This is a genomic window from Oceanicella sp., assembly GCF_056449545.1.
The window spans coordinates 70831-81619 of sequence record NZ_JBWOMN010000070.1; the positions used below are offsets into that span (position 1 = coordinate 70831).

Sequence of the window (10789 nt, forward strand, 5' to 3'; positions counted from 1 at the left end):
GCGAAGGGTGGCGCCATGGATGATGACACTACGCCGGACGGTCCGGGAATGCTGGGCGCGGTCTGCACGCGGGATTCGCCCGCGGCGGTTCAGGCGCTGTATCGCGACTGGGCGAAAAGCTACGAGGCGGACATGCGGGCCAACCGCTACGCCGCCCCGGCCCGCATCGCCGCCGCGCTGGCGAAACACGTGCCCGGGGACGCGCGCGCGGGGCCGGTGCTCGATATCGGCTGCGGCACCGGGCTGAGCGGCGAGGCGCTCGCCGCAAAAGGGTTTTCCACCATCGACGGCACGGATACCTCGCCCGAGATGCTGGAGATCGCCGCGCGAAAGCGCATCTACCGCGCCTTGCTGCGCGCCCCCCCCGACAGGCCCCTGCCGGTCGCGCCCGAGAGCTACGCCAACGCCGTCGCCGTGGGGGTGATCAGCCCCCGGCACGCACCGCCGGAAATGCTGGACGCGGCGCTTGGCGCGCTGCGCCCGGGCGGCTGCCTGGCGTTCTCGCTGAATGACGAGGCGATGAAGGTTCCCGCCTATCAGGGGCGGCTGTGCGAGGCGCTGGATTCAGGCAGCGCCACGCTGCTGTTCAAGGAACACGGGCCGCATCTGCCGGGCATCGGGCTCGACGCCACGGTGTTCGTGCTGCGAAAGACCTGATCGCCTGATCCGCAGCGGCGGGGCCGGGATCGCGCCGCGCCCGATGGCCAGACATCACCAGCGGCCGGTCATCACCCGCCAGGCCAGCCCGCCGCGCCTGCGGAATTCCGAAACCCGGGCGTTGGCGAAAACATCGAATCCGGGCCGGGCGGCCGACACGAGAATCCGCTCGGCCTGCCAACCCGCGAAAAACGCCGGGCGCACGGTGGCTGCGACATCGCCGCGCCGGGCGCGCGCGGCGGCGATGCGCGCCACCCCGTCGCGGGCGATCGCGGCGATGCTGTCGGCGATCGGCGCCGGGGTTTTTCCATTGGCCAGCAGCGCGCGATCGGCAGGATCCGCGGCCGGGATCGGGTCGCCGCCGCGCCCGTAGATCGCGGGCAGCGCCGCGATCAGGTTCGCCGCCCCCGCCGCCCAGCCGAAATCCCGCGCCGCCGCATCCGCGGCGTCGCCGCCGCCCAGCGCGCGCGCCGCCAGCCGGGTCAGCCCGGCGGCGGACCCGTCGACATAGGCGTCGAACAGCGCCCGATCGGCGAAGCTCGGGCCATGAATGTCGTAGGAGCGCGCGTCCAGCATCGATTCGAACAGATCGCGGGGCAGGTCGCAATCGCGGATGACAGCGGCCAGCGGCGCCGCGACCTCGTGCCCGCGCGGCGGCTTGCCGTCAAAGATCTCGCCCACCACGTCGCGCCACCATTGCAGGCGGATTTCGCCGAGCATGGGCTCGCTGACCAGCGCCGGGATGCGCGCCAGTTCCAGATTGAAGGCGTAAAGCGCCGTCAGCCGCCCGGCCAGCGGCCCCGCCAGCCGGGCGGCGGCGAACCGGTCCGGGTCGCCGGTTTCCAGCAATGCCGCGCAGGCGTCGCTCACGGGCGGTCAGGCGCCATGGGCGGCGCCGTCGCGGATCAGTTTCCAGATCACCGCGTCATGGAGGGCCTGAAAGCTGGCGTCGACGATATTGGCCGAAACGCCGATGGTGGACCAGCGCCGCCCCCGCCCGTCGGCGCTTTCGATCTGCACCCGGGTCACCGCCTCGGTGCCGCCCGAGGTGATGCGCACCTTGAAATCCACCAGATGCATGTCGTCGATATAGGACTGGAACCGCCCCAGATCCCGGGCCAGCGCGCGCGACAGGGCGTTCACCGGCCCCTGATCGGCGTCGGTGACCGGATCGTGGGATTCCGAGACGCTCATCAGGCGGGCGCCGTCGATGCGCACCGCCACCACCGCCTCGGAGACGGTGATCTGTTCGCCCACGGCGTTGGTGCGGCGTTCGACGATCACCCGGTAGCGTTCGACGTCGAAGAACGAGGGCAGCAGGCCCAGTTCGCGCCGCGCCAGCAATTCGAAACTGGCCTGCGCGCCGTCATAGGCGAATCCGCGATCTTCGCGCGCCTTCACCTCGTCGAGGATGCGCGACAGGCGCTTGTCGCCCTTTTCCACCGCCAGCCCCATTTCGCTGAGTCGGCGGCGCAGGTTCGACTGGCCGGCCTGATTGGACATGGGCACGACGCGTTCATTGCCCACGGTTTCCGGCGGCACATGTTCGTAGGTGCTTGGATCCTTGAGGATCGCCGAGGCGTGCAGCCCCGCCTTGTGGGTGAAGGCGGCGGCGCCGACATAGGGGGCGTGGCGGTTCGGCGCGCGGTTCAGGATGTCGTCGAGCATGCGGCTGACATGGGTCAGCCGGGGCAGGTTTTCGACGCTGACGCCGATCCGGTAGCGCGACGCATAGGGTTCCTTCAGCAGCAGGGTCGGGATCAGCGACACCAGATTGGCGTTGCCGCAGCGTTCCCCCAGCCCGTTCAGCGTGCCCTGGATCTGGCGGGCGCCGGCGTCGAGCGCGGCGAGGCTGCCGGCCACCGCCATGCCGGTGTCGTCATGGCAGTGGATGCCGAGATGGTCGCCGGGGATGCGCTTTGCGACGGCGGCGGTGATCGCGCCGATTTCCCGGGGCAGCGTGCCGCCATTGGTGTCGCAGAGCACCACCCAGCGCGCCCCGGCCTCCAGCGCCGCGTCAAGGCAGGACAGCGCGTAATCGGGGTTGGACTTGTAGCCGTCGAAGAAATGCTCGGCGTCGAACAGCGGTTCGCGGCCCAGCGATTTCAGGTGGCGGATCGATTCGGCGATGGCGTCGCGGTTTTCGGCCAGTTCGACGCCGAGCGCGGTTCTGACATGAAAGTCATGGGTCTTGCCCACGAGGCACACGGCGGCGGTGCCGGCATTGATCACCTCGGCCAGCACGTCGTCGTTTTCGGCCGAGCGCCCGACCCGCTTGGTCATGCCGAAGGCCGTGAAGGCGGCGTTGCGAAGACTTGGCGCGGCCTGGAAGAAATCATTGTCGGTGGGGTTGGCGCCGGGCCAGCCGCCCTCGACATAGTCGAGCCCGAGATCGTCGAGCGCGCGCGCGATTCGGGTCTTGTCGTCGGCGGAAAAATCCACGCCGGCGGTCTGCTGGCCGTCGCGCAGCGTGGTGTCGAACAGCCAGATTCGATCGCGGGTCATTGCGCGTCCTCCAGCTTGGAGGCGTCGAAATCCGGGGCGAGTTCCCAGACCGCGCCCTCGGGCGTGTCCTGCACCAGCACCCCGGCGGCGGCGAAGGCGTCGCGAATGGCGTCGGCGCGGGCGAAATCCTTCGCGGCGCGGGCCTGTTTGCGGGTGTCGAGCAGGCGCTCGATCAGCGGGCCGATCTGGGCGCCCTGCGCGGCGCGATCGTCGAGGAATGACCGGTCAAAGCCGAGGAACGCCAAGGCGTTGGCGACCTGTCTTGAGGCTTGCGCATCATCGCGCCCGCCCGGCCCGGCGCGGGTCCGCAACAGGCCGATCTCGACCAAGGCGCCATGGGTGTTGAGGTCCTCGCACAGCCGCTTCAGCACCGGTTCGGGCAGATCGTCGGACAGGCGCTCGCCATTCCAGTCCGCCGGACAGGCGAGGATGGCGGATTCAAGCCAGGTCTCCATCTCCCGCACCCGCGAATCCGTCCAGTCCAGCGATTTGCGGTAATTCACCGACAGCAGCGTCAGCCGCAACACCTGCGGATGAAGTTTTTCGCGCAAGTCATGGACAGTGATGAAGTTTCCAAGGCTTTTGGACATCTTGCGCCCATCCACCTTGATCATGCCGTTATGCATCCACAGATGCGCGAAGCCCGAGCCGGGATGGGCGCAGCGCGACTGGGCGATCTCGTTTTCATGATGCGGAAAGGCCAGATCGGCGCCGCCGCCATGGATGTCAAAGTCCGCGCCCAGCAGCGCATGGCTCATGGCCGAGCATTCGATATGCCAGCCCGGGCGCCCGCGCCCCCAGGGGCTGTCCCAGCCGGGCTGATCGGGGGCCGAGGGCTTCCACAGCACGAAATCCAGGGGGTTGCGCTTGTAGGGCGCGACCTCGACCCGGGCGCCGGCGATCATGTCGTCGAGCGCGCGCCCCGACAGCTTGCCGTACTCGGCGTAGGAATCCACCGCGAACAGCACATGGCCCTCGGCCTCGTAGGCGTTGCCGCGCGCGATCAGCTCCCCGATCATCGCCGCCATCTGCGGCACCCAGCGGGTGGCGCGGGGCTGTTCTGTGGGCGGCAATGCGCCGAGCGCCGCCATGTCGTCGAGAAACCAGCGCGTGGTTTCTTCGGTGATGTCCGCGACCGATCGCCCGCTCTCGGCGGCGCGGGCGAGGATCTTGTCGTCGATATCGGTGATGTTGCGCACGTATCTGACGTGATCCTCGCCATAGACATGGCGCAGCAGGCGAAACAGCACGTCGAAGACGACCACCGGCCGCGCATTGCCGATATGGGCGCGGTCATAGACCGTCGGCCCGCAGACATACATGCGCACCTGGCGTTCGGCGGCGGGCATGTCGCCCTGCCAGTCGATCGGAATCAGCCGTTCTTTCCTGCCGGTGGCGGCGTTGCGCAGGCGGATCGGATGCTCGGTCATGTCTCAAGGCCCCAAAGGCGGCGTCCCGCGCGGGCCTGGCGTTTTCTTGGGAGTTGGGAAACAGACGCGCGCCGCGGACGATATGTCAGCGGATAATGCAGATCCCGGCGATGCGAGGTGCGGCGTTCATGGGACACTCTATGCCCCAGCGCGCGGCGATAGGCAAGCGTTGCGCGGCGCACTTGTCGCCAAACCCGTCGCGCCCCATAACAGGGGCCCACCCGCGCAACCAAGGAGAGACCCGAATGACCCCCGCGACCGGCGCCGCCCACTGGGACCCCGCGATCTGGTGGAGCCTGGGCGCGATCGTGATCCTGCTGCTGCTCTCGGCGTTCTTTTCGGGGTCGGAGACGGCGCTGACCGCGTCGAGCCGGTCCAAGCTGCACGGCATGGCCGAAAAGGGGTCGCGCGGGGCGTCCATGGCGCTCAGGCTCACCGAGAACAGCGAACGGCTGATCGGCGCGATCCTGCTGGGCAACAACCTGGTCAACATTCTGGCGGCGGCGCTGGCGACCAACGTCTTCACCACGCTTTACGGCGAAAGCGGCGTGGCGATCGCCACGTTGGTGATGACCCTGCTGGTGCTGGTCTTCGCCGAGGTCACGCCCAAGACCTACGCCATCGCCGCGCCGGAGCCGGCGGCGGCGCGGGTGGCGCGGGTCATCGCGGTGCTGGTGCGCGCGCTGGCCCCGATGGTGGCGGCGATCAGCATGTTCGTGCGCCTGCTGCTGCGCGCGATCGGGGTGCGCATCGATCCCGACGCCCATGTGCTGGCGCATGAGGAAATCGCCGACGCCATTTCCCTGCACCATTCCGAGGGCGCGGTGGGCAAGGACGACCGCGACCGGCTGCTGGCCTCGCTGGACCTGGCGCAGCGCGAGGTGTCCGAGGTGATGGTGCATCGCGCCAGCATCGAGACCATCGACGGCGACCTGCCCCCGGGCGAGATCGTCGACGCCTGCCTGAATTCGGCCTACACCCGCATTCCGGTGTGGAAGGACGATCCCGACAACATCATCGGCGTGATCCACGCCAAGGACCTGCTGCGCGAGGTCAACCGGCTGACCCGGGATTCGAAGGACGGCTGGAGCGGGCTCGACGCGTTCCGGCTCGCCGACGTGCTGATGAAGCCGTGGTTCGTGCCCGACACCACGCCGCTCGACAACCAGATGCGGACGTTTCTGAAGCGGCGCAGCCATTTTGCGCTGGTGGTGGACGAATACGGCGACCTGCAGGGGCTGATCACGCTCGAGGACATTCTGGAGGAGATCGTCGGCGACATCACCGACGAACATGACGAGCCGGACGTGGAATTCACCCGGCTCGCCGATGGCGCGCTGCTGGTGGACGGCGCCATGACCGTGCGCGACCTCAACCGCGCCTGCGACTGGGCGCTGCCGGACGCCGAGGCCACCACCGTCGCCGGGCTGGTGATCCACGAGGCGCAGGCGATCCCCGACGCGGGGCAGATATTCAGCTTTCACGGTTTTCGCTTCGAAGTGGTCGAGCGGGTGCGCAACCAGCTGACCAGAATCAAGATCAAGCGCCTGGCATGACGATTTGCGCTGGTCGGCGTCGACGACGGGGTGGCGGGGTGACGGTGACATGAGCGGCAAGCGGCGACGCGGCGGACAAACCCGGAGGCGCCCGGCGCGCGCGCCGCTTCGGGCGGCGATGCGGCTTGTCGTCATCTGCGCGCTGGCCCTGGTCGCGCTGGCCCTGCTGTGGATCCTCGCCTACCGGGCGATCGACCCGCCGGGCGGCTGGCACATGTTCGCCGAATCCCGCCGGCTTGGCGGCGTGACGCGGGATTGGCGCGACCTGTCGGCCATATCGCCCGACATGGCGCGGGCGGCGGCGGCGGCCGAGGACGCGCGGTTCTGCGACCATTGGGGCGTCGACCTCGCGGCGCTGGAACTGGCGTGGCGCGAACGCGACCGGCGACAGCGCGGCGGATCGACGATCACCCAGCAGGTGGCGAAAAACCTGTTTCTCTGGCCCGGGCGCAGCTATCTGCGCAAGGCGCTGGAGGCGGGGTTCGCGCTTGGCGTCGAAGCCTTGTGGCCCAAGCGGCGAATCATGGAGGCGTATCTCAACATCGCCGAATTCGACGAGGGGGTCTTTGGCGTCGAGGCCGGGGCGCAGCGGTATTTCAAGCGCGGCGCGGACCGGCTGACGCTGACCCAGGCGGCGCGGCTGGCGGCGATCCTGCCCGACCCCAAGGGGCGCGACGCCCGCTCCGACAGCCGCTACATGAAACGCCGCGTCGCGGCCATCGTCGAGGGCGCGCGCACGCTGGCCGCCGAAGGGCGCGACGCCTGTTTTTCCGCGCCGGAGTGAGGCGCGGCCAATGGCGGATCGGGATCCGCCCTACGGTCGGGGCTGGCGTCGGCGCGTCGGGATCGCATCAGTTTCGCGGCAGGCGCGCGGCCTCGCCGGCCAGTTCGGCGATCCCGTCCCAATCGCCGCGCTGCACCAGATCGTCGGGGCAGACCCATGACCCGCCGACCACGGCGACATTCTTCAGCGACAGATAGTCGGCGACATTGGCCGGGCTGACGCCGCCGGTGGGGCAGAAACGGATATGGGGCAGCGGGCCGGCCAGCGATTTCAGCAGCGCCGGGCCGCCCGCCGCGCCCGCGGGAAAGAATTTCACCAGTTCGAACCCGTCATCGGCGAGGGTCATGGCCTCGGTGGCGGTGGCGCAGCCGGGCAGAAACGGGAAATCGGCCGCGCGCACCGCCTCGATCAGCGCGCGCGGCGCCCCCGGCGACACCCCGAAGCGCGCCCCCGCCGCGCGGACGCGGGCGATGTCCGCGGCGCGGGTCAGGGTGCCGGCGCCGACGATCGCCCCGGGCGCCGCTTGGCGCATGGCGGCGATGGCGTCAAGCGCCGCCGGCGTGCGCAGCGTCACTTCGAGCACCGGCAATCCGCCCGCGCACAGCGCGCGCGCCAGCGGCGCCGCGTGGGCGAGGTCGCGGATGACGATCACCGGAATGACCGGCGCGGCGGCGATGATGTCGTCGATCAGGGACATGGGCTATCCTCGGGAAAAGACGCTGGCGCCGGCGGCGGCGGTTCCCACCGCGGCGCGCAAGGGGGCGAACAATTCGCGCCCCATGCCATGGTCATTGGCCGAAAGATCCGCCGTCGCCGGGGCGCGGGCGGCGAAATCCGGGGCCAGCACGGCGATGGTCCCGGCCGCGCCGTCGAGCCGCAGCAGGTCGCCGTCGCGGAGCCTGGCGATCGGCCCGCCATCCGCGGCCTCGGGCGTGATGTGGATTGCGGCGGGGACCTTGCCCGAGGCCCCCGACATGCGCCCGTCGGTCACCAGCGCCACCTTGAACCCCTTGTCGAGCAGCACCCCGAGCGGCGGGGTCAGCGCGTGCAGTTCGGGCATGCCGTTGGCGCGCGGCCCCTGGAAGCGCACAACGCAGATCACGTCGCGGTCAAGCGCGCCCGCCGCGAAGGCGTCCTTCAGCGCCTGCTGGTCGTGAAACACCCGGACCGGGGCCTCGACCACCCGGCGTTCGGGCTTGACGGCGGAGACCTTCATCACCCCCTCGCCCAGATCGCCGCAGATGCGCTTCAGCCCGCCATCCGCCTGGAACGGCCTTGAAACCGGGCGCAGGATCATGTCGTTGAGGCTTTCGCGCGCGCCCTCGACCCAGGTCAGCTTGCCGTCGATCAGCTTGGGTTCGCGCGTATAGGCCGCGAGCCCCTCGCCGGCCACGGTGCTTGTGTCGGGATGCAGCAGGCCCGCGTCCAGAAGCTCGCCGATCAGACAGCCAAGCCCGCCCGCGGCGTGGAAATGGTTCACGTCGGCGAGCCCGTTGGGATAGACCCGCGCCAGCAGCGGCGTGATGTCCGACAATTCGGCCAGATCCTCCCAATCCAGCGCCACCCCGGCGGCCCGGGCCATGGCGATCAGGTGGATGGTGAGGTTGGTGGATCCGCCGGTGGCGTGCAGCCCGACCACGCCGTTGACGAAGGCGCGCTCGTCGAGGATGTCGCAGACTGGCGAGTAGTCGTTGCCGAGCGCGGTGATTTCCAGCGCGCGCCGCGCCCCGGCCATGGTCAGGGCCTCGCGCAGATCCGTGCCGGGGGTCGGGAAGCTGGCGCCCGGCAGGTGCAGGCCCATGAACTCCATCAGCATCTGGTTGGTGTTGGCGGTGCCGTAGAAGGTGCAGGTGCCCGGGCCGTGATAGGATTTCATCTCCGCATCGAGCAATTCGGCGCGCCCGATCTCGCCCGCCGCGTAAAGCTGACGGATCCGCGCCTTTTCGTCATTGGGCAGGCCGGAAACCATCGGCCCGGCGGGCAGGAACACCGCCGGCAGATGCCCGAATGTCGCCGCTGCGATCACCAGCCCCGGCACGATCTTGTCGCAGACCCCAAGATACACCGCCGCGTCAAAGGCGTTGTGGCTGAGCGCCACCGCCGCCGCCATGGCGATCACGTCGCGCGAAAACAGCGAAAGCTCCATGCCCGGCTGGCCTTGCGTGACCCCGTCGCACATGGCCGGCACGCCGCCCGCCACCTGCGCCGTGCCGCCCGCGTCATGGGCGGCGCGGCGGATCAGGTCGGGATAGGCTTCGAACGGCTGATGCGCCGACAGCATGTCGTTATAGGCGGTGACGACGCCCAGATGCCCCGCCGCCCCCCGCGCCAGCGCCGCCTTGTCGGCGGGGGCGCTGGCCGCGGTCACATGGGCGAGGTTGCCGCAGGCGAGCCCGGCGCGGCGCGGGCCCTCGTCGCGCGCCCGCGCCATGCGGTCCAGATAGGCGGCGCGGCCGGCGCGGCTGCGCGCGCGGATGCGGTCGGTGACTTTGACGATCGTCGGATGCATGTCGGCGCCCCCTGCCCTGCCTTTGCGGCGCCCGCTGGCCCGCTGCCGGCAAAAAGCGGGTTTGCGCGCGCCGCGTCAAGCCGCGCGCGGGGCGCCGCGGACAGATAGAGCGATCCGGCGCCGGTGGCGCGCTGCAGCGCAACAATGTTGCTGCGCGCCAACCGCCGCGCGCCCCGACGCCCGGGCGTCCGGGCGCTCAGCCCGCGTAGGCGTCGCGGCGGCGCAGCCAGGCCATGGTGAAATCCAGGCCGTCTTCATCGCGGCCGCGCGGCGCCATGTCGAGCACGTGATAGGCGCCGTTGATCATGTCGAGCCCGCGCGCATAGGTCGAATAGCTGTGCGCCACGCCGCCGTCAGGCAGGCGCGCGAAGAAACTGGCGCCCGGGGCCTCGGTCCCGCCGAAGCCGCCCTTGCGGTAATTGTAGCTCATCGCGGATCGGGCGTCGGGGTCCTCGGGAAAGGCGACGCCGAAATCCCGGTTGAAGTCGCAGCGCCCGGAGGACGCGAAGGGCACGCTCCATCCCATGCGTCTGCGATACGCCTCCAGCTTGGCGATCGGCGCGGCGGCCACCGCCGCCAGCGCCAGGTCGCGGGCGCGCAGATGCGCCTCGACGCCGTTGTAATTGTCGATCCAGAAGGAACAGGAGGGGCAGCCTTCATGCCAATCCGCGCCATACATGAAATGCTGCACCATCAGCTGCCCGCAGCCGTCGAACAGATCGGCGAGGGTCTTTTCGCCGTCCGGCGCGTCAAACACGTAGTCCTTTTCGATCCGCACCCATGGCAGGGCGCGGCGGCGCGCGCTCAGCGCGTCACGCTCCGCGTTGAAGGCCTTTTCGGCCTCAAGCAGCGCCAGACGCGCGGCGGTCCAGGTTTCGCGAGGCACGAGGTTCGGGGCGGTCATGGCGTTCTCCCTGTTGCGGCATTCGGCTATTGTTATCCGTTTGGTTAACATTGGCAACCCCCATTCGCGCCCGCTGATGCGGCCGGACACAAATCGTGATTGGCGGCGCCGCGTCGGCTTTGGCACAGATTGGGGCCGACCCGGCGAATGCGCCCACGCCCTCCTGATGTCCGGAGCCGCCATGACCGACCCGCGCCCTTCGCGCCGCATCCGCGGCATTCTCGACGGCGGCTCCGACGGATGGGACCTGCTGATCCGCGCCCGGCAGATGCGCGACGCCGGGATCCCGGTGATCAACCTCACCATCGGCGAGCATGACCAGCCGACGCCGCCGCCCTTCATCGACGCCATGGCGGCGAGCGCGCGCGGCGGCAACACCGGCTACGCGCCGCTGGCGGGCGGCGCGGCGCTGCGCGACGCCGGGAGCGATGTGCCAGGACTCCT

At 69.9% G+C, this 10789-nt stretch carries 9 protein-coding genes and 1 pseudogene; 4 read left to right on the forward strand and 6 right to left on the reverse strand.

Going from position 1 to position 10789, the window contains the following annotated elements; all coding sequences use genetic code 11:
* Nucleotides 1-15: 15 nt before the first annotated feature.
* Entirely contained in the window at nt 16-657 is a 642-nt protein-coding gene (locus tag AC1HC7_RS09985; protein WP_479497621.1) for a class I SAM-dependent DNA methyltransferase, read from the forward strand.
* A gap of 54 nt (nt 658-711) precedes the next feature.
* Here AC1HC7_RS09985 and AC1HC7_RS09990 read toward each other — a convergent pair whose 3' ends face one another.
* The 3 genes from AC1HC7_RS09990 to cysS are packed head-to-tail and all read right to left on the reverse strand — an operon-like array spanning nt 712 to nt 4592.
* Nucleotides 712-1527, reverse strand: coding sequence for a phytoene/squalene synthase family protein (locus tag AC1HC7_RS09990; protein ID WP_479497622.1), 816 nt, complete (start codon nt 1525-1527; stop codon nt 712-714).
* Nucleotides 1528-1533: 6 nt separating this feature from the next.
* Nucleotides 1534-3162, reverse strand: coding sequence for a citramalate synthase (gene cimA / locus AC1HC7_RS09995; RefSeq protein ID WP_479497623.1), 1629 nt, complete (start codon nt 3160-3162; stop codon nt 1534-1536).
* Nucleotides 3159-4592: a cysteine--tRNA ligase gene (gene cysS / locus AC1HC7_RS10000; protein WP_479498981.1), complete on the reverse strand. Its 1434-nt coding sequence runs from the start codon at nt 4590-4592 to the stop codon at nt 3159-3161. The genes cimA and cysS overlap by 4 nt, the downstream gene beginning before the upstream one ends.
* Nucleotides 4593-4837: 245 nt before the next feature.
* On the opposite strand from cysS, the gene AC1HC7_RS10005 reads away from it, so the two are divergent.
* Together AC1HC7_RS10005 and mtgA are read left to right on the forward strand one after the other, a co-directional pair.
* Complete coding sequence (locus AC1HC7_RS10005) at nt 4838-6148, forward strand: HlyC/CorC family transporter (RefSeq protein WP_479497625.1); 1311 nt, start codon at nt 4838-4840, stop codon at nt 6146-6148.
* A gap of 118 nt (nt 6149-6266) precedes the next feature.
* The gene (mtgA, locus tag AC1HC7_RS10010) at nt 6267-6932 is read left to right on the forward strand and encodes a monofunctional biosynthetic peptidoglycan transglycosylase (RefSeq protein ID WP_479497626.1); all 666 of its coding nucleotides are present in this window, start codon (nt 6267-6269) and stop codon (nt 6930-6932) included.
* Nucleotides 6933-6999: 67 nt separating this feature from the next.
* Here mtgA and eda read toward each other — a convergent pair whose 3' ends face one another.
* The 3 genes from eda to AC1HC7_RS10025 all read right to left on the reverse strand — a co-directional run bounded on the left by eda (nt 7000) and on the right by AC1HC7_RS10025 (nt 10345).
* Complete coding sequence (gene eda / locus AC1HC7_RS10015; RefSeq protein ID WP_479497627.1) at nt 7000-7629, reverse strand: bifunctional 4-hydroxy-2-oxoglutarate aldolase/2-dehydro-3-deoxy-phosphogluconate aldolase; 630 nt, start codon at nt 7627-7629, stop codon at nt 7000-7002.
* Nucleotides 7630-7632: 3 nt separating this feature from the next.
* The gene (gene edd, locus AC1HC7_RS10020; protein WP_479497628.1) at nt 7633-9441 is read right to left on the reverse strand and encodes a phosphogluconate dehydratase; all 1809 of its coding nucleotides are present in this window, start codon (nt 9439-9441) and stop codon (nt 7633-7635) included.
* A 196-nt stretch (nt 9442-9637) separates the two neighbouring features.
* Nucleotides 9638-10345 carry a DUF899 domain-containing protein gene (locus AC1HC7_RS10025; protein WP_479497629.1) on the reverse strand — a complete coding sequence of 236 codons (708 nt, stop codon included), beginning with the start codon at nt 10343-10345 and terminating at the stop codon, nt 9638-9640.
* A gap of 181 nt (nt 10346-10526) precedes the next feature.
* Here AC1HC7_RS10025 and AC1HC7_RS10030 point away from each other — a divergent pair.
* Nucleotides 10527-10789, forward strand: a pseudogene (locus AC1HC7_RS10030) (hypothetical protein); the annotation flags it as partial.